Genomic DNA, 19,773 nt, shown 5'->3' with positions numbered 1-19,773 from the left:
CAATAATAAAAACAGGACTTCATTATGAAGGTGTTGATGAGTAGCCCATGGCTGTGCAGCCTGGGCACTGCGGGAATGCTGTTGTCCGGAATTACCCAGGCGGCGCTGGTATCAGACTCAACCGTCACCCTGACCAGCCGCAATTTCTACCTCGACAGAGACTACAAAGGCGAAACGCCTTATGCGGCGGCGCGCGAATGGGCTCAAGGTTTTATCCTTCGCGCCAACTCCGGATATACCGAGGGCCCAGTTGGTTTCGGGCTGGACCTGACCGGCATGCTGGGGCTTAAACTGGACTCATCGCCCGACCGCACGGGCACCCAGCTGCTCGCCTACAACGCCAAGACGCGGGAAGCGCGCGGAGCGTACTCGGAGTTGGGGGCAGCCCTCAAAGCAAAGGTGTCCAACACGCGCGTATCGGTAGGAACCCAGTTTCCCAACGTGCCCGTATTGGCCTCCAGTCCGGCCCGTCTGCTGCCGCAATCCTTTCGCGGCGCCTACCTGATATCCGAGGATGTACCCGATGCGACACTGCATTTAGGGCGCATGGATAGGGTCAACCTTCGTGACTCCACCGACTATCAGCCGATTTACATTGCTTCTCCCAATGGCCGGTTCATCGCCGGGGCCACGTCGGAAAAATTCGATTTGCTCGGCGGGGATTACAAATGGTCGCCAAGCCTGACACTGCGTTATTTCCACGTAGAGTTGGACAACATCTACAAGCAGGATTTTGCAGGCGTGCTGCATACCTTGCCGGTGGGGCCAGGCAAGTTGAAGACCGACATTCGCCTGTTCAATAGCCAGGAAGATGGGCGGGCTGAAGCCGGCAGGGTAGATAACCTGAGTGCCGGAGCCATGTTCACCTACCAGTTGGGCGGCCACAGCCTTGGCGTGGGCTACATGCAACAGAGCGGCGACTCGGCGATGGTCTATCTGGCTGGCGGTGAGCCTGTAGTACTTAGCGATGGCACCATGAGTGCCGACTTTGTTAACCCCAAGGAACGCACCTGGGCGGTTCGCTATGACTACGATTTTGCTGCCCAGGACATACCCGGTTTGACCGCTATGGTTCGTTACCTTCACGGCAGCAACATTGAGTTGCCACAGCTGGGGGGCAGCAATCTGACGGAGTCCACCAAAGATTTTGAATTGGCCTATGTGGTGCAGTCAGGCCCCGTCAAAGGGCTCGCTCTTCGTGCACGGCAAAACTTCTATCGCAATAACCTGAGTCCGGCCGCGACGTTTCGAAGCGACAATGAAACCCGCATAAATATCGATTACACCTGGAAGTTCTGGTAGCTCATCACCGCGTGCAGTGGGCTGGCCCGAGTCAGTACCCGTGACTGATTTGGGCATTTTCATGACGTTTATTTTGCCCCGGGCACCGGGGCAGGAACACGCATGGCTGACGTTTGACTCATCCCCTCAGGCGATACCTTGCAGATCCAAAAACGATTAGTCCCTCGTGCTGGTTTTTGTTCAATTTCCCCTGTCCAACGCCGTCCGCCTTGCCGAGGTTGGAGCGTGTTTCTGAAGCATATCCACCCACAATAAATCTAATTAAATGGATGCATGGAATGAACAATAAGTTAACCACCAGGGCGCTAACTGGCGCATGGCTGTTGGCGGCTTTAGTCGCCAATCCGGTCGCCGCCACTACGGCAGAGCAAAAGAAAAAAGACAGCGTTCCGGACTTCGGGCCGAACGTAACTATCTTCAAGCCATCCACACCGCTTGCGCAGATTAACCAGACGCTGCAGCGCTTTTCCGAAGAAACGGAATTCAGCACCAATCGCCATGCCGTATTTTTTATGCCGGGCACCTACGGCAGCGATGCAGGCAAAGATGATCCGTCTACAGCGACTGGTATCGTCAACGCTGAAGTGGGCTATTACACCGCAATCTATGGCCTTGGGCGCTCACCGGAAGAGGTGCGTATCAATGGCGCGCTGCATGTTGAGCCTGTTCAATACAACCCCGCCGGGAACCCCCAGGACGATAACCTGGAGTCCAATTCGCTCACCCAGTTCTGGCGCTCATTGACCAACCTCACCATCAATCCCATCCAGCGTCCGGTTGGCAAAGACGCTGAACGTCCTTACCCCGAAGGCGTGGCACCGCCCTATACCTTGCGCTGGGCTGTCTCGCAGGCAGCACCGCTGCGGCGCGTCAATGTGCTTGGTGACCTGCAACTGAAAGGGCAATACGGCGCTTACGCCTTTGGCACCTATATCGCCAACAGTCGAGTGCAAGGCTCTGTTATCAGCGGCGATGGCAAGGTGCAGAAAGCTCAAGCCCATTGGTACACGCGCAACAGCAGCATCGGATATTGGGACGGGCGCGCGGTGAACTATATGTTCTCTGGCGTGGATGGTGCGCCAGTCACCGATTTTGACCCGGGCAGCATCACCAGCCTTCCCACAACACCAGCCTCCCGTGAGGCACCGTTTATTTACGTGAATGAAAAAAACAACTTCTACGTGTACGTGCCCCACGTGAAGAGCCACACCTCAGGCTTCGATTGGTCGGTGTCTTCGCGCGATGGTCGTCAACTTCCCATCCAGACGTTTTACATCGCCAAGCCCGCGGATACAGCGGCGACCATTAACCGGCAGCTGCGCGATGGGAAAAATATCATTCTGACGCCGGGTATCTACATGCTCAGCGAGGCGTTGAAAGTCTCCCGTCCGGACACCGTTATATTGGGCCTGGGTTTTCCCTCGCTGGTAGCGGGCAATGGCACTGCCGCCATTGAGGTGGGCAACATCACCGGCGTCATGCTTTCCGGTTTGCTTATTGAGGCAGGTCCCAGCCCTTCAAAAGTTCTTTTGAAAATAGGAGAGAAGGGCAGCTATGCCGGAGAGCCCCATGACCCGACCACAGTGAGCGATGTATTTGTACGGGTGGGTGGGCCTCTGCTCGGCCAAGCCAAAACCAGCATCGAGGTCAATAACAACAACGTGATTCTTGACCACACCTGGTTGTGGCGCGCCGACCATGGCACCGGTGCGGGGTGGGACTCCAACAAGGCTGACCATGGCTTGGTGGTTAACGGCGACGACGTCAATGCGCTCGGGCTCTTTGTTGAGCACTACCAGAAAAACCAGGTCATCTGGAATGGGGAGCGCGGTAGAACCATTTTTTACCAGAGCGAAATGCCGTATGACCCGCCTAGCCAGGCAGCCTGGAAAAATGGCAGCAAAGACGGCTTTGCGTCCTATGTAGTGGGAAAGAATGTCCGGTCCCACGAAGCGGCCGGGTTGGCGATCTATACGCTGTTTGTGATGGGGCAAAACGTCCATGCTTCCAGTGCCATTGAAGCGCCTGCTACTCGAGGCATTCGTCTCAAATCCATCAGCAGTTCTGTTATCGCCGGGGATGGTGGCATTTGGCACGTGGTCAATGATCAGGGCCCGGCTGCGCTGGCGAGCCAACCAAACTCCGAGGTGTATCGAATGACCTCGGTGATTCGCCTGCGTGAGTTTCCATTAGCCGGTGCGCGCCAATAACGCCGGATACTCAATACTGCAATCACCGCGTTGGGCTGCGAGCGAATGCTCCAGCCCAACGCGACTCACATCTGGCGCATCACCGGTAACCAGGCATCGGCTAGGCCATACCTGATAGCCCGGTAATCGATTGGGGTTTGACGTGCTGAAGTCTTAGGTTTTTCACCCTGCCAGTGCGCTCGGCATTTTGTTTGATACCCCCATGCGAGAGACCGTTTGGTTAGCAGCCATTGATCGGTCGGGACCGAATGCAAAAATGTCCGCTCCGGCGGGCAGACGCGGCGGACGAAATCGACACCCCCGGGCCGAAACTGGGAGGTACTACAGCGTGCAAGCAACGGCAATTGGAACTGCCCCACGGTCTATGGCCTCTTAGCCCATAGACCCCCGACGAGCACACCTGAATTGGCCGCCCACGAATTGCCCCCTGCAACCCCCCAGGAAACCGCCCAAGTGCAGCGCTTTAACAAAACGCTTGCCTGGCTGCCGCGTTTTCGCATTCGCAACCGGCTTGCACCCATGGCCATCCAAGGCCTGCTGCGCGTGAGCCAATTGGGCGGCAACCGCAAACTGACGCGCCACGGGCTGCGCGCAGAAACAAGGGTGGTGGGCGAGGGCAGGGTGCCGGTCCGTATCATCCGCCCCCAGGGTGAGGCCAAAGCCGTGGTGCTCGACTTCCATGGTGGCGGCTGGGTGATCGGCAATGCCCAGATGAACGACGATCTGAATATCGCCCTGGTCAGGGCCTGCAACGTGGCGGTGGTGTCGGTCGACTACCGGCTAGCGGTGTCCACGCCGATTGAAGGATTAATGGCCGACTGTCTGGATGCTGCACGTTGGCTGCTGAGTGACAGCTGCGACGTTTTCAAAGGGCTGCCTGTTGTCGTGGTGGGCGAGTCGGCCGGCGGGCATCTGGCCGTGGCCACGCTCCTGGGCCTGAAAGCCTGGCCCGAGCTGCTCGCGCGGGTAAACAGCGCGGTTTTGTATTACGGCGTTTACGACCTGACCGGCACACCCAGCGTACGCACGGCCGGGCCGCAGACGCTGGTGCTGGATGGCCCCGGGATGGTCGCCGCCTTGCAGATGCTTACGCCGGACCTTACCGACGAGCAACGCCGCCAGCCGCCGTTATCGCCCCTGTACGGCGACCTCTGCGGTATGCCGCCGGCGTTGATGTTTACCGGTGAGCTGGACCCGCTGCGCGACGACACGCTCGAACTCGCCCAGCGCTGGCAGCAAGCGGCGGCGGTGGAGGTCCACCTGTTGCCAGAGGCGCCCCATGGGTTTATCCATTTTCCGACGGCGATGGCAGACAGGGTGCTGGCCTACAGTCGCGGCTGGATCAATAGGCGCCTGAGCGCTTGAAACCTTGAGCCGATCGCGCATGGAAACCCTGTGTGCCTGCCCATGGGTGTTACAGTGCCGGGGCATATCGCCTTTAAGGAAACACCCATGAGAGCCAGTCACTTCCGCAACAGAACGACCGGCAAGGAAGTCTACGCCAAGGTTGGTGTTGAACTGTCAGACCTACCCAAGGAAGCCCGCACCTACCTGGGCACGGACGAAATCACCAGCGGCACCATGCAATACCACCTGGGCGACACCTGGATGGGCGGCCCGAATATCACCCAACTGATCGAAGACCTGAAAACCAAAGGCTTCCACACCCACACCATCGTCATGCCCCAAAGCTGATCCGCTACAGCGTCAACCCCTTCAAATACTCAACGCCCAAGCCTCCCCCCCATCGAAACGGTGGGCGGGGAGGGTTGCGCGTGTGCTGGTGCCTCCTTTTCTAACTGAGGCTTTACGCTATATGCGTTTTTCCATATATTCGTTTTCCCGTATGTGGATAGGGTTTGCGTGATGGCCCCTGAAGCGCTCTTCAAATGCTTGGCCGACGAAACACGGCTGCGCGCCGCCTTGTTGGTGGTGAGCGAGGGCGAGCTGTGCGTCTGCGAACTGGTGCAGGCGCTGGATGAAAGCCAGCCCAAGGTGTCGCGGCATCTTGCCCAACTGCGTGCCTGTGGGCTGCTGCGAGACCGCCGCCAGGGGCTGTGGATTTACTACCGGGTAAATCCGACGCTGCCCGAGTGGGTCCACGCCGTACTGCACACCACCGCGCAGGCCAATGCCCAGTGGCTGGCCGGCGATCTCACGCGCTTGCAGCATATGGGCGACCGCCCGGTTCGTGCCGCCTGTTGCTAACCCTCGGCCATTAAGGAAACCGCCCATGAAAGTCCTGTTTATGTGTACTGCGAACAGTTGCCGCAGCATTCTGTCCGAAGCTTTTTTCAACCACTTGGCTCCGGACGGGTTTCACGCTGTCAGTTCCGGGAGCTTTCCCAAAGGCCAGGTTCTGCCGCGCAGCCTGGTCACGTTGGAGGAAGCAGGAATCGCTACCGCGGGGCTCAGCAGCAAGGGCAATGACGCCTTTGAAAACAGCCCGCCCGACATCGTGATCACGGTGTGCGGCAACGCCGCCGGCGAGCCATGCCCGGTCTATTTCGGGCCGGCTCTGAAAGCCCATTGGGGCCTGGAAGACCCGTCGGCTATCCAGGGCGATGAGACGCAAATCAAAGCCGCGTTCCACGCCACGCTGGCCATTATCGAACGCCGCTGCCGGGCGTTTTTTGCCCTGCCGTTCGCTGATCTGGATGCCGCCCATCTGCAGCGCGAACTCGATCGAATAGGCAACCTCTGAGCCAGGAAAACGCTATGACCGACCATCTGCCCAACCTCGATCCCGCGCTCAGCACTGTCATTGCCGACGCCCGAGAGAGCCAGCACCGCCCCCGCATCCTGTTGCTCTACGGCTCCACCCGCCAACGCTCCTTTAGCCGTTTGCTGGTGGAGGAAGCCGCACGGCTGCTGGAGCATTTCGGTGCCCAGACGCGCATCTTCAACCCATCGGGTTTGCCACTTCCCGACGATGCGCCGAGCGAGCACCCCAAAGTGCAGGAGTTGCTCGAGCTGATGCAGTGGTCCGAAGGCCAGGTGTGGTGTTCGCCAGAGCGCCATGGCGCCATGTCAGCGGTGTTCAAGGCGCAAATCGACTGGGTGCCGCTGGCGATGGGGGCGGTGCGTCCCACCCAGGGCAAAACCTTGGCGGTAATGCAGGTGTCCGGCGGCTCGCAGTCGTTTAATGCCGTTAACCAACTGCGCGTGTTGGGCCGCTGGATGCGCATGTTCACCATCCCTAACCAGTCTTCTGTACCCAAAGCATTTCTGGAATTCGACGAGCACGACCGCATGAAACCCTCGGCCTTGTACGACCGTGTGGTGGACGTGATGGAAGAGTTGGTGAAGTTCACGCTGCTGCTAAGGGACCGCCCCGACCTGGTGGACCGCTACTCCGAACGCAAGGAGTCGGCCGAGGCGTTATCGCAACGGGTGAATCAGCGCTCGATTTGAGGGCGCAGTTTGTTCACATGAAACTGCGCCACCATCGCGGTCAATCCGCCATCCAGCAGCGTCTGTTTTTGCACGCATGGTATGGGCAACAACGGGTGATTGGCTGTCGAAGACATCACCGGTGATCGAAAGGGCGGCGGGGTGGTCAGCGCAAGGTGTAGCCGCTGTCTACCACCCAGTCCTGACCGAACACACTGCGTGCGCCCTGGCTCAGTTGGAACAGGATGACATCGGCCACCGCGCCGGCTTCGAGAAACTGGCCGCCGAGCAGACGCTGATTGACCGAACTGGCCACGCTGCCCAGCGCTTCATCACTTAACCCCAGGGTGTTCCAGATTGGCGTGGCAGTGGGGCCCGGCGACACCATGTTCAAGCGAATACCGCGGGGTGCCAACTCCACCGCCAGGGTGCGCACCTGGGCGCGCAACGCGGCCTTGGACGCGATGTAGGCGGCCAGGCCGGGGAAGGTCACCTGCTGCAGGAAGGTGCCGATGAACACCACTGCCGCCGTGTCCGAGAGGTGGTCGCGCAGGCTGTACAGCGTGTTCAGCGCGCCGGCGCCGTTCACTGCCCACTGACGGTCGAACGCCTGGGTATCGAGGCCATCGGCCAGTTGCGCGATACCGGCGTTGGGCACCAGATAATGCACCGGGCCAAGGCCGGCGGCACGCTGCGCCAGGCGTGCCAGGTCTTTCTGGCGTGTGACGTCGCCGGCCAACAGCACCAGGTTGTCGCCGAACTGCTCAGCGAGGGCGTCGAGGCCATCGGTGTGGCGCGCCATCGCCAGCACCTGGCTACCGCGTTCCAGCAGGCGCTGGGTCACGGCCAGCCCGATACCCGAACTGGCACCTGTAACAACGGCAAGGCGTTGGCTGAATTCATTGCTCATGGGCTTCACTTTATAGAGACGGCCGGAAGTGGCGGCATTTCCTGATCACAAAGCGTGCCAGCTGGAAAAGTGTTTAATAACAAATACTTGTTTAGTTATGGGGTTAAATTGACTGCAAGGTTGGTGGGGTCTTAATGACACCGTTCATGTCGTTTTGACCGATTGTGGATGGCCGGCGTCCACGCCCCAGCCTGCGCTGGGGCGATGGTGCAGTAGCAGTTGTTTTCGTCAGGCTCGGATCCAGAATATTGAGGCCAGGCAGTCTCGCGGCAGAGCGCTCTCGCCAACATGGCCCAGTTCGAACGACCCTTCTTGGCTCTGTGGAGATGGGCCATGCGTGGCTAGAGTGGCTCCACCACAACCCACAGAGTACCGACCATGAACCACCGCCTCGACTACTTCAAACTGTCCCCGCAAGCCTCGAACAAGCTGGTCGAACTGACCATGCAATTGAGCAAGAAGCCGCTGCTGGCCGACCTCGCTCACCTGATCATGCTGCGTGCCTCGCAGATCAACGGCTGCGCGTTCTGCGTCGATATGCACGTCAAGGAAGCCAAGATTCACGGTGAGCGCGAACTGCGGCTGCACCATGTGGCGGTATGGCGCGAGTCGCCATTGTTTACGCCGGTTGAACGGGCTGCACTGGAGTGGACCGAGGCGCTGACGCTGCTCAATCCGCCGGGCATCAGCGACAGCGTGTATGGCGCGGTGAGTGAGCAGTTTTCGCCGGAGGATCTGTCCGACCTGTCGTTTTTGATCGTCGCCATCAATGGCTGGAACCGGGTGAATGTGGCCTTCCAGGCGATCCCCGGTTCCTCCGACAAACTCTTTGGCTTGACTAAGGCCAACCTCAGCTGAGGCCGGGCAGCGCCTTGCCAATCAGCGCGCCCAATTGCTCGGCCTGGGCCGTCGTGGCGCAGTTGGTGAAGCTGAGCAACAACCCGCTGATGCGCTGCGTCGAAGCGGCCCAGCGCGACAGCGCCTGTAACGAATAGCCCTTGGCGAGCAACTGCTCTGCCAGGGCGATGTCGTTTACGTCATCGGCTAAACGCACCACCAGGTGCATGCCGCCGGGCGAAGGTTCGACGCGAATGTGCGCGGGCATACCGCGCTCAAGTGCGGCGATGGTGCTGGTGCGTCGTTCACTGTAAAGCCGGCGCATGCGCTGGATATGACGGGTGAAATGGCCCTCGGCGATAAACTCGGCCACCAGCGCCTGAGTCATGGACGGCGACCCCGCGGCGAATAACGCCCGCCCAACCCGTTCAAACGCGGCCACCTGCGCCTGCGGTACCACCAGGTAGGCCAGACGGATACCGGGGAAAAGCACCTTGCTGAAGGTGCCGGCGTACAGCACGCGCCCATGTCGATCCAGGCTGGCCAACGCCGGCAGCGGCCGGCTGACATAGCGGTACTCCCCGTCATAGTCGTCCTCCACCACCCAGGCATTGCGCGTGGCTGCCCAATCCAGCAGCAACTGCCGGCGCGGCAGCGAGAGGGCCATCGACAATGGACTCTGATGGCCAGGCGTCACGATTGCCACCTTGGCATCGTCGGCCGAGGCAATGCCCTGCGCCACATTGATGCCGTCGGCATCCACCGCTACCGGCGCCATGTCCAGGCCGAACTGGCGCAGGATCTGCCGGGTCGGCGGAAAACCAGGGTCCTCCACCCAGGCGCGTTCGCCAGCCAGCAACAAGGTATGGGCGATAAAGGTCAGGCTGCTTCGCCAGCCACTGGTGATAAAGACCTGATGCGCACCGCAATCGATGCCGCGCGACACCTGTAGGTATGAGGCAATGGCGCTTCGCAATTGGGGCAAACCATGCGGCGCCGGGTAATCCAGATCGCCCAGGCGCATGCCGCGCAGATAGCGGGCGCCCAGCCGCGCCCAGATTTTTCGGGGAAAGGCATCCAGTGCCGGTACCCCCAATTGAAAGGGCAGCAACTGTGCCGGACGCCAGAGCGAGTCCGGGGCGTCTTCCACCGGCGCGGCTTCGCTGGGCAGCGCCGCCGTGGTCGGCGGTTTTTGCAGGTCCGGGTTGACGACCGTGCCTGCCTGACCACGGGCGAGCAGGTAGCCCTCACTGGTTAACAGCGAGTAGGCCAACTCGATGGTGCCCCGCGCGACCCCCAGTTCCTTGGCCATGGCCCGTGCCGAAGGCAGGCGGGCGCCAGGGGCCAGCGTGCCGGCCGCGATAGCCGCGAGGATACGGTCGTAGAGCTGGCGATACAGGGGCGTATCAGGCAGGTCCGTCAGGGGGGCAAAAGAGGGCGAGGGCGTGGTGCTCATGGCCTAGTCCGAAACCTGTTTCTTGGCTCAATTCAGTGGGGCAACTCTAGCCTAGGATGACGCCATGACCTACTTAAACCACCACCATTTACCCAGCGTGCTCGACTTGGCCGATTCGGCCCTGCGTCCGCTCGATGGGCCCCAAGACCTTCGCACTGCGTTCGCGGTGATGGCCCAATTGCGCCCCCACCTGGCCAGCGAAGCTGACTTCATTGAACGGGTAACCCGCATGCGTGCCGAGGGCTACCGCCTGATCGGTGCGTTCGACGCCGGGGTGCTGGCGGCGCTGGCCGGTTATCGCCTGCAGGAGAACCTGCTCTACGGGCCGTACCTGTATGTCGATGATCTGGTCACCGACCAGGCCCAGCGCGGTGGCCATTGGGGCGCGCGCTTGTTGCAAGCGCTGGAGCGCCTGGCGCGTGCGCAAGGTTGTGCCCGGCTGGTGCTTGACACCGGTTTGGCGAACGCCCGCGCTCAGCGCTTTTACTTTCGCGAGGGGCTCTATACCGGCGCGCTGCGCTTTCAGAAAGTGTTCGATTCAGCCTGATTTCGGCCATTACCCATTGAGGTTTCAGGAGGCACCCCATGACGTCGTCCCATCAGCCACACACACCGCTGCGAGTTCTTCGCCTGGTGGCCAGCCCCCGTGGGGCGGAGTCGCAAAGCTTGCAATTGTCCCAGCAGATTCTATTCGCCCTGGCCACACAGGCCGGTAGACGAGGTATTGAATTGACCGACCTGAACCTCACTGCACTGCCCCCTGTCGACGCCCCCTATACCCACGCACTGGCGGCACCGGGCGCGCTTGTGGCAATGCCGGCGGCAGGCGCGCTGAGTCGTTCGGACCACCTGATAAGCCAGTTGCAGGCCTGCGACGTGCTGTTGATTGCCACACCCATGCACAACTACAGCGTGCCCTCGGGCCTTAAGGCCTGGATCGACCATGTGGTGCGGGTGGGCAAAACGTTTATAGGTACGCCCAAGGGCAAGCAGGGCACCCTGAACAATCGTCCGGTGTATGTGGCCGTATCAGCCGGCGGCTACATCAGCGGCGAGCGCGCCCGTCAGCCAGACTTTTTGCGGCCTTATCTGACGGCCGTTCTGGCCACCATCGGGCTCGAGCAGGTGCAGTACTTTACTGTTGAAGGCACGGCGAAAGGGCCCGAGGCTTTGCACCTGGCGCACGCCGAAGCCAGCGAGCAAGTGCAAGCGTTTTTCTCTGGTTCTTCGTGCGTGACCGGGCTGCGTGCCTAGCGCAAGCAGGTGGTGATATCGGCCAACAACCCCGGCCCGGTTGGTTGCCAACCCAATCGCTCACGCGTCTTGTTGCTGGCCGCCGTCATATCCTTGCCCACAAACCCCAGCAACCAGCCGAAGTGCGCGGCGGCGTCTTCGGGGGACAAGGCCACGGTCGGCACACCCAGGCCAACGCCCACGGTTTCGGCAATCTCGCCAAAGGCAATCGACGACTCGGCGGTGCCGTGGTAACGGGCGCCAGGTTGGCCGTTTTCCAGGGCCAGGCGGTAGAGCAGTGCGGTGTCCGCCACATGGGCTGCCGACCAGTGCACGGGGCTGTCATCGATATAGGCCGACACACCCTTTTCCCGCGCCAGGTCGATCACATAACTCACCAGCCCTTGCCTCACCGGGTTGTGAATCTGCGACAGCCGAACCACCACCACATTTACGCCGCGCTCGCTCAGGGCGTGGCCGGCCACCTCGGAGGCGACTCGCGGGTTGGGGTGGTTGAGGTCGGCATAGTCTTCGTCGGCGGCCTTGCCCAGGCCCGGTGCGCCAATGGCGGTGCCCGAGGTGATCAGCAACGGCCGCTGCGAGCCTTCCAGCACCGCGCCGAGCGCGGCGATAACGCGGGCGTCTTTTTCGCAGTTGGCGACGAAGGTGGCGAAGTTGTGATCGAACGCGGTGTGGATAATTGCATCGCACCCCTCGGCGCCGCGTTGCAGGCCGGGCAGGTCTTCAATATCGCCGTGGAAGGCCTCGGCGCCGATGCTCAGCAGTTTACGAGCGCCGGCATCCGAGCGCGTTAAGCCTACCACTTGGTGGCCCGCGGTGAGCAACTCCTCAGCGACCTGAGTGCCGATAAAGCCGGTTGAACCGGTAAGAAATACGCGCATGGGTCAATTCTCTCTTTGCAGGAGCGGCCAGCGTGCACGTAGTGTTTAACCGGTAAAAGCCGTGACGTTATCCGGGTATAAGAACTAACAGGGTGGCACATGATCGAGCGGACAGAGCAGCTACTGGGCACTTACTTGAAAGACTGCCGTGCGCGATTGGATCCAGCCGACTTCGGCTATTCCAATGCCCGCCGCCGCACCCCCGGCTTGCGCCGCGAAGAAGTGGCGCAGCGCGCCAATATCAGCGCCACCTGGTACACCTGGCTAGAGCAAGGGCGCGGCGGCGCGCCGTCGGCCGAGGTGCTGAACCGCATCGCCCAGAGTTTGCTGATGACCGAACCCGAGCGCGAGCACCTGTTTATGCTCGCCTTCGGCCACCCACCAGAAGTGGTGTACCGCGCGCCCGAGGGCGTGACGCCACGTTTGCAGCGGGTGTTGGACACCTTCGAATACAGCCCCGCCATTATTAAAACCGCCACCTGGGATGTGCTGGCCTGGAATCGTGCAGCCGCCGCTGTGTTCACCGACTACAGCCTGCTGCCGCCGGCCGAACGCAACATCCTACGGCTCATGTTTTTAAACCCCGGCGCGCGGGCCCGGCAAAACGACTGGACGAGTATGGCGCGCTTTATCGTCGGCGCTTTTCGCGCCGATGCCATCCGCGCCGGGGCCACCGCGCAAGTCAGCAATCTGGTGGACGAACTGTGCAGCCACAGCAGCGAATTCGCCGCCCTGTGGCGTGACAACGATGTGCGCGTGCACGGCGAAGGCACCAAACGCCTGCACCACGCGAGCGTGGGGATGATCGAGCTTGAGTATTCCGGTTTTGCCGTGGACGGTCGGCCAGATTTGGGCTTGATCGTTTATAACCCGGCGACGGCTGCGGATGCCGAGCGAGTTCGGGTGTTGATGGCAGGTTAGATCAGCACGCCTTGCAGCCAGGGCTGCGCACTCACCCCAGCAATGCGAATTCAGCATCATTGCCGCAGAACTCCACTATCACCCCAATCGAATTCCGCTTCCGCCCACCCAGGCCCACACTTTGCCCACAGCCAAGCAAACTGCTGGCACCAAAGTAACGATCAACGGGTACTGACCATGAATATTCCAACCAGCCTCAAACACGCTCGCACCTTCCTCAGCGCCGTGGCCTTTTCCTTTCTGGCGCTCACCGGCCTGGCCAACACGGCCTATGCCGATGATGTGCGCTTGAGCACTGACAGCTACAGCGGTGTTACCTCCAAAGACAGCGCCACATACCTGGATTGCGTAAGCGGTAGCGTCAGTTACAACGAGCGGGTGTTCACGTCCAGCAGCCGCGGGCAAAGCCGTCTGCTGACCAGCAGTGCAGATCCGCTGCAAGCTCGCGGTATTGTGGAAGTAACCGAGGTGGACGGCGTAAACCACTTCAGCGCCCACCAACGTGATGCCTGGCAAGACAAAGGGGCTCTGCTGAGTGCGGCGCAGTTGTGCGCACATAGCTAAGTGGCTCGGCCGAGCAATTTAAAAGGGGACTTCATCATCAGTCCCCTTTTCCTACGGCTAACCGCCCTGTTGCGCCCGACACTGGGCATCCAGATACTCAGCCGCGTTTTCTCTCAACGGACGAGCTGATGGACACGATGAATGCGCTGGTGCCGGAACTGATTGTGTCGGACCTCCAGCAAAGCCTGAGTTTCTACTGCGCCATTCTGGGTTTTCGCGTGGAGTACGACCGGCCCGAAAATAACTTCGCCTTTCTCTCCTACGGCGCCAGCCAATTGATGCTGGAGCAGGACGACGGCGAAGAGTCGCCTTGGCGCATCGGGCCGTTGGAGCGGCCGTTCGGGCGGGGGATAAATTTTTCGATTCAATGCCCCGATGCGCAAGGGCTGGCAGAGGTTATTGCCGGCGCCGGGCTGGCGTTGCGAAAGCCGCTGGAGGAGCGCTGGTACCGCGACGGTGAGCGGCTGCATGGCGAGCTGAATTTTCTGTTGCAGGATCCCGACGGCTATCTGCTGCGGTTTACCCAGAGTTTGGGGTTTAAACCGGTTGCATAACGCAGAGCGCATCACCGACCAATCCGGCAAACGCACCATCAAAGACTTTGAGGCTGGACACCTCGATAGTGAATGTCGTTTCGGGGGTCGCGACCAAGGTCGCTCCTACAGATAGACACCGGGTTTGTGTAGGAGCCAGCTTGCTGGCGAACCCTGCAAACGCAGAAATCAAAAACATCGAGGCTTCAGCCTCGATTCCTGCAAACCTTGGTTGCGACCGTCGTTTCCAGGGTTCGCGACCAAGGTCGCTCCTACAAAAAACGCTGTTTACGGCTGCCACAAGGTTTTATCCCCATCCAGCTTGCGGTTCAAAAACGTTGCCGCGCTGATCAGCGCCAAATGGCTCAGCGCCTGGGGTGTATTGCCCAAGTGGCGCCCATGGGGATCGAACTCCTCAGCGTAAAGCCCCAACGGATTGGCGTAGCGCAACAGTTGTTCGAATTCCAGGTGGGCCTTTTCTATCTGCCCGGCGCGGGCCAGGCATTCGACGTACCAGAACGAGCAGGCCGTAAACGCGCCTTCGTCGCCGCTGAGGCCATCGTGCTGGCCGTCGTCGTTGCGGTAGCGGTGCATCATGCCGGCGCGCAGCAGGGTGCTTTCAATAGCGCTTAGCGTGGCCAGCCACTTCGGGTCGCTGGCGCTGACAAAACGCATCAGGGGCATCAGCAGCATTGCCGCGTCTACGCTATGGCCGCCCTGGTATTGCACGAAGTGGCCAAGGTCTGCGTTCCAGAAGTTTTCCCAGATGTCGTTGTGAATCGCTTCGCGTGCGGCTATCCAGTGTTCGAAGGGCGCCGGCAACGAGCGTTTGACGGCCAGGCGCAAGGCGCGGTCCAGCGCCACCCAGCACATCAGCCGCGAGTGCAGAAAATGCTGCGGCTCGCCGCGCATTTCCCAGATGCCGACGTCTTTTTCACGCCAGTGTTCGCTCACGTAATTCACCAGCCGCGTCGCGTTTTGCCAGCCTTCGTGGGAGATGGCATTGCCGTATTTGTTGGCCAGGTACACGGCATCCATCAGCTCGCCATAGATATCAAGTTGCACCTGCTGGTAGGCCTCGTTGCCGATGCGCACAGGGGTGGAACCGGCATGGCCCTTAAGGTGGGGCAGGGTGGTTTCGGGCAGTGTGTCGCGGCCGTCTAGGGCGTACAGAATGCCGAGCGTGTTGGTCTCGTCGCAGCAGTCGCCCATGCGCCCGTGCATCCAGTGCATAAACGCCGTGGCTTCGTCGGTGTAGCCCAGGCGCATAAAGGCGTAGACGGTAAATGAGGCGTCGCGAATCCAGGTGTAGCGGTAGTCCCAGTTACGTTCACCACCCGGGGTTTCCGGCAGGCCGAAGGTGGCTGCGGCGACGATTCCTCCGTGCGTGCGTGAGGTCAGCAGTTTGAGCGCCAATGCCGAGCGGTTGACCATTTCCCGCCAGCGCCCGCGGTAGTTGGACTGTTGGCTCCAGTGGCGCCAGAAGGCGATGGTTTCGGTGAGGTAGCGCGGACAATGCCCGGCGTTCACAGCCGGGTCGTCGAGGCCGCCCAGCACAAACTCCACGCAGTCGCCCTGGTGCAGCACAAATTCGGCGGTGGCCGCGCCGTTGTCGAGCTGCAGCGCGGTGGTGGCCGACAGGCGCATGCCGGGCAGGCCGTCGGCTTCGAAGCAGATGTCTCCGCCGTCTTTGCGCGAGGTCATGGCGGCACGGCTGTAGTCCAGGCGTACGTGGCAGCGCATGGCGATGGTGGCCTGGCCGTTATGCACTTCAATGCGCCGCACAATGCGCGGCAGGTCGTCTTTGCTGCGGCCGATGGGCATCAGGTCGGTGACTTCCACCACCGTATCTTTGCTGATCCAGCGGGTGTGCAGCACGTTGGTATTGGGCCGGTACAACTGCTCGCGACGCGCATCGGGTAGCCGCGGGGCGAGCTGAAAGATACCGGCGGCATTGCTGTCGAGCAGGGCGCTGAAAACCGAGGGGCTGTCGAAGTCGGGCCAGCAAAAGAAGTCGATGCTGCCGGTGTCGGCCACCAGCGCGGCACTGCGCATGTCGCCGATGATGCCGTGGTTTTGAATGGGGTTCTGCGGCTCTTCTTCGCGTTCAGCCATTGCCGCGAAACTCCGGGTACAGGCTCATGCCGCCGTCTATTACCAGGCTGGTGCCGTGCACATAGTCGGAAAGATCAGAGGCCAGCCACACCACGGCATTGGCCACATCTTCGGCATCGCCCACACGACCATAAGGAATCAGCTTGAGCAATTTTTGCTCGGCCGAGCCTTCGGTTTCTTCGGCGTTGATGGCGGTGCGGATTGCGCCGGGCGCAATGCTGTTGACGCGAATCTTCAGCTCGCCCACTTCCTGGGCGATGGTGCGCATCAGCAAATCCACGCCGCCCTTGGAGGCGGCATAATTGGCGTGCCCGGCCCAGGGAATGGTTTGGTGCACCGAGCTCATATGGATGATCTTGCCCATCGCGCGCGACACGTCCGGGCGCAGGCCCTGGGCGATAAATTGGCGCAAGGCGCTACGGGCGCAGAGAAATTGGCCGGTGAGGTTAGTGCCCAGCACCGTGTTCCAGTCGGCCAGGGTCATTTCGGTGATGGCGGCATCTTTTTGCAGGCCGGAGTTGGCCAGCAGAATGTCCAGCGCACCAAAGTGTTCCAGGGTTTGCGCGAACAGGTTATGCACCTGGTCCTCTTGTGAAATATCGGCACCCACGGCAATGGCTCGGCCGCCATTAGCAACAATCTGCGCGGCGAGTTTTTCTGCCGGTTCGGCGTGGGAGTGGTAGTTGATGACCACCGCCGCGCCGGCCTCAGCGAGCGCACTGGCTGCCGCGGCACCCAGGCCGGAACTGCCGCCGGTGACCAGGGCAACCTGGCCGTGCAATGAAATACGCATATGTGCCCACCCTTGTAATCGGCCTGTAAAAGCTGACCGGTGCGGGCAACAGAGGTTCAGGTGTTTGTAAGCCGCGCCGGGAATGTTTGTCAGCGCGCCGATACACCCCATTCAATCGATCTGGGCGAAGCGTTCTACCAACCAGTCGATAAACACCCGCACGCGATTGCTGAGGTGGCGGTTGGGTGGGTACAGCACATGAAACGGGTAGGGCTCGGCCTGCCAGTCGGCCAGTATCGGTACCAGTTCACCGCGCGCGATCGCCGCTTTCACTGTGTAGCCAAAGGTATGAATGATGCCGAGCCCGGCAAGGGCAGCGGCCAGCTGCGCGTTGCTTTCGTTGACGCTGATAAGGCCTTTGCCTTCGACCACATGGCGTTCATCACCGCGCTGAAACCGCGCTGGTATCTGCCGGCTGCTGGCGGCGGAGTGGTAGGTCACCAATTGATGGTGGGCCAGGTCTTTGGGGTGCGTGGGCGTGCCGTGGCGTGCGAGATAAGCCGGCGTTGCGCAGGTGCTCCATGACACTTCACCGAGCCTTCGCACCGCCAGCAATTGCTCGCCCAGCGGGCCGCCGCGAATCACGCAGTCCACGCGCTCGCTTACCAGGTCTACCGGGCGGTCGCTGACGCCTAGATCGAGCTGAATATCGGGGTAGCGGGCAAAGAATTCGGGTAGCGCGGGAATCACCAGCAAGGTGGCCGTGGAGCCGCCGATATCCACACGGATCTTGCCTCGCGGCAACCCTTGCGCCTTGCTGAAGCCTTGGTCGATGTCTTCCAACTGATGCAGCAGACGGTTGGTCAGTTGGTAATACGAGGTGCCGTCGGCGGTGACGGTCAATCGCCGCGTGGTGCGTTGTAACAGGCGCACGCCGAGGTGGGTTTCCAGCTCGCGGATCAGTTTGCTGACGGTGGTCTTGGGCAGGTCCAGCGAGTTGGCCGCTTTGGTGAACGAGCCGCTTTCCACCACACGAGCAAATACACGTATGGCCAATAACTGATTCATCGTTGCGCTCCGCGCTGTTTTGATTGTGCATAAGTATGCATAAACAAAACCATTTACCTGTATTTTTCTGCTCAATCTTCAGGCCTAAAGTCGGCATCAACGGCTCAGCGACGAACCGCTAACCAACTGAACTGAATGACTGGAGAAACACCATGAGCAACAGACTTGAAGGCAAAATCGCACTGATCACTGGCGGCACCACCGGCATCGGCCTGGCTTCGGCCCAGGAGTTCGCCGCCCAGGGTGCCACCGTATTTATCACCGGCCGCCGTCATGCCGAACTGGATAAAGCCGTCGCCGCCATCGGTCCAGGTGCCATCGGTATTCAGGGCGATGTGTCGAAGCTTGCCGACCTGGACCGCATCGTTGCCCAGATCTCCGTCCAGGCCGGGCACCTGGACATCCTGTTCGCCAACGCCGGCGGTGGTGACATGCTGCCCCTTGGCGCCATTACCGAAGAGCAGTACGAACGGATTTTCAGCACCAACGTAAAAGGCACGCTGTTTACCGTGCAGAAGGCCTTGCCGCTGCTGCGTGACGGCAGCTCGATTCTGCTGACCTCCTCGACCACCTCGGTGCAAGGCACGGAAAACTTCAGCGTATACAGCGCGAGCAAAGCGGCGGTGCGAAACTTTGCCCGCTCGTGGTTGCTGGATTTGAAACCGCGCCGCATCCGCGTGAATGCGATCAGCCCTGGCCCGGTGCGCACCCCCGGTCTTGGCGACCTGGTGCCGGCCGAACACAAGCAGGCGCTGTTCGATCAATTGGCGGCCGTGGTGCCTATCGGTCGGTTGGGCGAGGCGAGCGAGATCGCCAAGGCGGCGTTGTTTCTCGCCTCCGATGACAGCAGCTTTGTGAATGGTATCGAGCTGTTTGTAGATGGGGGGACTGCGCAGATCTGAGTGAGGAACCAGGGAGGCTTTGCCCCCTTTGTTTGTTCGTAAAGGCCTTGGGCTTTTTCTTCATCGAATTGAAGGGCGGGAGCACCGAGGGCAGGTTGGTGCGGCTGGGAAAGGCGTGCGTGTACGGTTGCTTCGACCATGAATCAACGTCAAGCAAGGCAGTGAACGGCGAGCTTTATAAGCCGGCAACAGGCTGCAAGGGGGGGGGCTTTTCTACCCATTTGTTAGGAGCGAGTCCTTTGCTCTGGGGGAGCGGTCTCACAGAGCAAATGCTGCTGACTGAGGACACTACCAGCTACTCAAATTGCTGGAGTGTTATTTGTGAAATGCGCGTCTTTTGTTCCCCCCTTTAGCCCTGCCCAGAGCCATAAACGTAAACATGCAGCGCACCTGATTCTTGTTGGGCTGACCAGCTTCAGCCTTGCTCCGGCGTACGGGGCAATCACTGTTGTCAGCGGGCAGACGATTGATACCAGCACCGCGCAAACACCCGCCGTCCGAGCAGCGGTCGGCGAACAGGTTCATGTAAACGATTCGCAAGTGACCACGCGCGGCGTTGGCGCCGACGCGCTGCGTTCCGAAGGCTATTTGAATGGCACTCGTCTGGGCCTGCGCACCACTGGTAATTGGGCCTCGGCGGCAGACGCGCGAAATGGCGGCATCGTGGAACTTACTCATACCCAGGTATCCGTTG

21 protein-coding genes are annotated in these 19,773 nt (G+C 60.7%); 14 read left to right on the top strand and 7 right to left on the bottom strand.

What is annotated here, in order from left to right; translation table 11 throughout:
• Positions 1–24 precede the first annotated feature (24 nt).
• The 7 genes from PKE98_RS16535 to arsH all read left to right on the top strand — a co-directional run bounded on the left by PKE98_RS16535 (position 25) and on the right by arsH (position 6,926).
• Positions 25–1,302, top strand: a complete 1,278-nt coding sequence (locus PKE98_RS16535; RefSeq protein WP_271196422.1) for an OprD family porin — start codon at positions 25–27, stop codon at positions 1,300–1,302.
• Positions 1,303–1,580: 278 nt separating this feature from the next.
• Complete coding sequence (locus PKE98_RS16530) at positions 1,581–3,512, top strand: pectate lyase-like domain-containing protein (RefSeq protein ID WP_271196421.1); 1,932 nt, start codon at positions 1,581–1,583, stop codon at positions 3,510–3,512.
• Positions 3,513–3,965: 453 nt separating this feature from the next.
• Positions 3,966–4,877: an alpha/beta hydrolase gene (locus tag PKE98_RS16525; RefSeq protein ID WP_271196420.1), complete on the top strand. Its 912-nt coding sequence runs from the start codon at positions 3,966–3,968 to the stop codon at positions 4,875–4,877.
• Between the two features lie 87 nt (positions 4,878–4,964).
• A complete protein-coding gene (locus tag PKE98_RS16520) occupies positions 4,965–5,207 on the top strand; it encodes a hypothetical protein (protein WP_271196419.1) in 243 nt (80 codons plus the stop codon).
• Between the two features lie 171 nt (positions 5,208–5,378).
• Positions 5,379–5,720 (top strand): metalloregulator ArsR/SmtB family transcription factor, encoded by a 342-nt coding sequence (locus PKE98_RS16515; RefSeq protein WP_271196418.1) that lies wholly within the window; start codon positions 5,379–5,381, stop codon positions 5,718–5,720.
• A 25-nt stretch (positions 5,721–5,745) separates the two neighbouring features.
• A complete protein-coding gene (locus PKE98_RS16510) occupies positions 5,746–6,216 on the top strand; it encodes an arsenate reductase ArsC (RefSeq protein ID WP_271196417.1) in 471 nt (156 codons plus the stop codon).
• 14 nt (positions 6,217–6,230) lie between these two features.
• Entirely contained in the window at positions 6,231–6,926 is a 696-nt protein-coding gene (gene arsH / locus PKE98_RS16505; protein ID WP_271196416.1) for an arsenical resistance protein ArsH, read from the top strand.
• A 145-nt stretch (positions 6,927–7,071) separates the two neighbouring features.
• Here arsH and PKE98_RS16500 read toward each other — a convergent pair whose 3' ends face one another.
• A complete protein-coding gene (locus PKE98_RS16500) occupies positions 7,072–7,815 on the bottom strand; it encodes an SDR family NAD(P)-dependent oxidoreductase (protein WP_271196415.1) in 744 nt (247 codons plus the stop codon).
• Positions 7,816–8,193: 378 nt separating this feature from the next.
• On the opposite strand from PKE98_RS16500, the gene PKE98_RS16495 reads away from it, so the two are divergent.
• Positions 8,194–8,673, top strand: a complete 480-nt coding sequence (locus PKE98_RS16495; RefSeq protein ID WP_271196414.1) for a carboxymuconolactone decarboxylase family protein — start codon at positions 8,194–8,196, stop codon at positions 8,671–8,673.
• Here PKE98_RS16495 and pdxR read toward each other — a convergent pair.
• Complete coding sequence (pdxR, locus tag PKE98_RS16490) at positions 8,666–10,108, bottom strand: MocR-like pyridoxine biosynthesis transcription factor PdxR (protein ID WP_271196413.1); 1,443 nt, start codon at positions 10,106–10,108, stop codon at positions 8,666–8,668. The genes PKE98_RS16495 and pdxR overlap by 8 nt on opposite strands.
• A gap of 64 nt (positions 10,109–10,172) precedes the next feature.
• Here pdxR and PKE98_RS16485 point away from each other — a divergent pair, with 64 nt between their 5' ends.
• Positions 10,173–10,655 carry a GNAT family N-acetyltransferase gene (locus PKE98_RS16485; RefSeq protein WP_271196412.1) on the top strand — a complete coding sequence of 161 codons (483 nt, stop codon included), beginning with the start codon at positions 10,173–10,175 and terminating at the stop codon, positions 10,653–10,655.
• Between the two features lie 38 nt (positions 10,656–10,693).
• Positions 10,694–11,362: an FMN-dependent NADH-azoreductase gene (locus PKE98_RS16480; RefSeq protein WP_271196411.1), complete on the top strand. Its 669-nt coding sequence runs from the start codon at positions 10,694–10,696 to the stop codon at positions 11,360–11,362.
• On the opposite strand, the gene PKE98_RS16475 is transcribed toward PKE98_RS16480, so the two are convergent.
• Positions 11,359–12,243: an SDR family oxidoreductase gene (locus tag PKE98_RS16475; protein WP_271196410.1), complete on the bottom strand. Its 885-nt coding sequence runs from the start codon at positions 12,241–12,243 to the stop codon at positions 11,359–11,361. The two genes, PKE98_RS16480 and PKE98_RS16475, sit on opposite strands and share 4 nt — an antisense overlap.
• Before the next feature lie 99 nt (positions 12,244–12,342).
• On the opposite strand from PKE98_RS16475, the gene PKE98_RS16470 reads away from it, so the two are divergent.
• The 3 genes from PKE98_RS16470 to PKE98_RS16460 all read left to right on the top strand — a co-directional run bounded on the left by PKE98_RS16470 (position 12,343) and on the right by PKE98_RS16460 (position 14,282).
• Complete coding sequence (locus PKE98_RS16470; RefSeq protein ID WP_271196409.1) at positions 12,343–13,164, top strand: helix-turn-helix transcriptional regulator; 822 nt, start codon at positions 12,343–12,345, stop codon at positions 13,162–13,164.
• Positions 13,165–13,341: 177 nt separating this feature from the next.
• Positions 13,342–13,728: a hypothetical protein gene (locus PKE98_RS16465; protein WP_271196408.1), complete on the top strand. Its 387-nt coding sequence runs from the start codon at positions 13,342–13,344 to the stop codon at positions 13,726–13,728.
• Between the two features lie 128 nt (positions 13,729–13,856).
• Positions 13,857–14,282 carry a bleomycin resistance protein gene (locus tag PKE98_RS16460; RefSeq protein WP_271196407.1) on the top strand — a complete coding sequence of 142 codons (426 nt, stop codon included), beginning with the start codon at positions 13,857–13,859 and terminating at the stop codon, positions 14,280–14,282.
• 267 nt (positions 14,283–14,549) lie between these two features.
• Here PKE98_RS16460 and PKE98_RS16455 read toward each other — a convergent pair whose 3' ends face one another.
• From PKE98_RS16455 to PKE98_RS16445, 3 genes are all read right to left on the bottom strand, one after another.
• Positions 14,550–16,376: a glycoside hydrolase family 15 protein gene (locus PKE98_RS16455; protein WP_271196406.1), complete on the bottom strand. Its 1,827-nt coding sequence runs from the start codon at positions 16,374–16,376 to the stop codon at positions 14,550–14,552.
• Positions 16,369–17,169: an SDR family oxidoreductase gene (locus PKE98_RS16450; protein ID WP_271196405.1), complete on the bottom strand. Its 801-nt coding sequence runs from the start codon at positions 17,167–17,169 to the stop codon at positions 16,369–16,371. The genes PKE98_RS16455 and PKE98_RS16450 overlap by 8 nt, the downstream gene beginning before the upstream one ends.
• 111 nt (positions 17,170–17,280) lie before the next feature.
• Positions 17,281–18,177: a LysR family transcriptional regulator gene (locus tag PKE98_RS16445; RefSeq protein ID WP_271196404.1), complete on the bottom strand. Its 897-nt coding sequence runs from the start codon at positions 18,175–18,177 to the stop codon at positions 17,281–17,283.
• A gap of 152 nt (positions 18,178–18,329) precedes the next feature.
• Between PKE98_RS16445 and PKE98_RS16440 the strand changes: the two genes are divergently transcribed.
• The gene (locus PKE98_RS16440) at positions 18,330–19,079 is read left to right on the top strand and encodes an SDR family NAD(P)-dependent oxidoreductase (RefSeq protein WP_271196403.1); all 750 of its coding nucleotides are present in this window, start codon (positions 18,330–18,332) and stop codon (positions 19,077–19,079) included.
• A gap of 315 nt (positions 19,080–19,394) precedes the next feature.
• Here PKE98_RS16440 and PKE98_RS16435 read toward each other — a convergent pair whose 3' ends face one another.
• On the bottom strand, positions 19,395–19,757 hold the full coding sequence (locus PKE98_RS16435) for a hypothetical protein (RefSeq protein ID WP_271196402.1): 363 nt from the start codon (positions 19,755–19,757) through the stop codon (positions 19,395–19,397).
• Positions 19,758–19,773 lie beyond the last annotated feature (16 nt).

Origin of the sequence: Pseudomonas turukhanskensis (genome assembly GCF_027922365.1) — a bacterium.
Lineage (GTDB): Bacteria > Pseudomonadota > Gammaproteobacteria > Pseudomonadales > Pseudomonadaceae > Aquipseudomonas > Aquipseudomonas turukhanskensis.
This window is presented reverse-complemented; position numbering and strand designations above follow the sequence as displayed.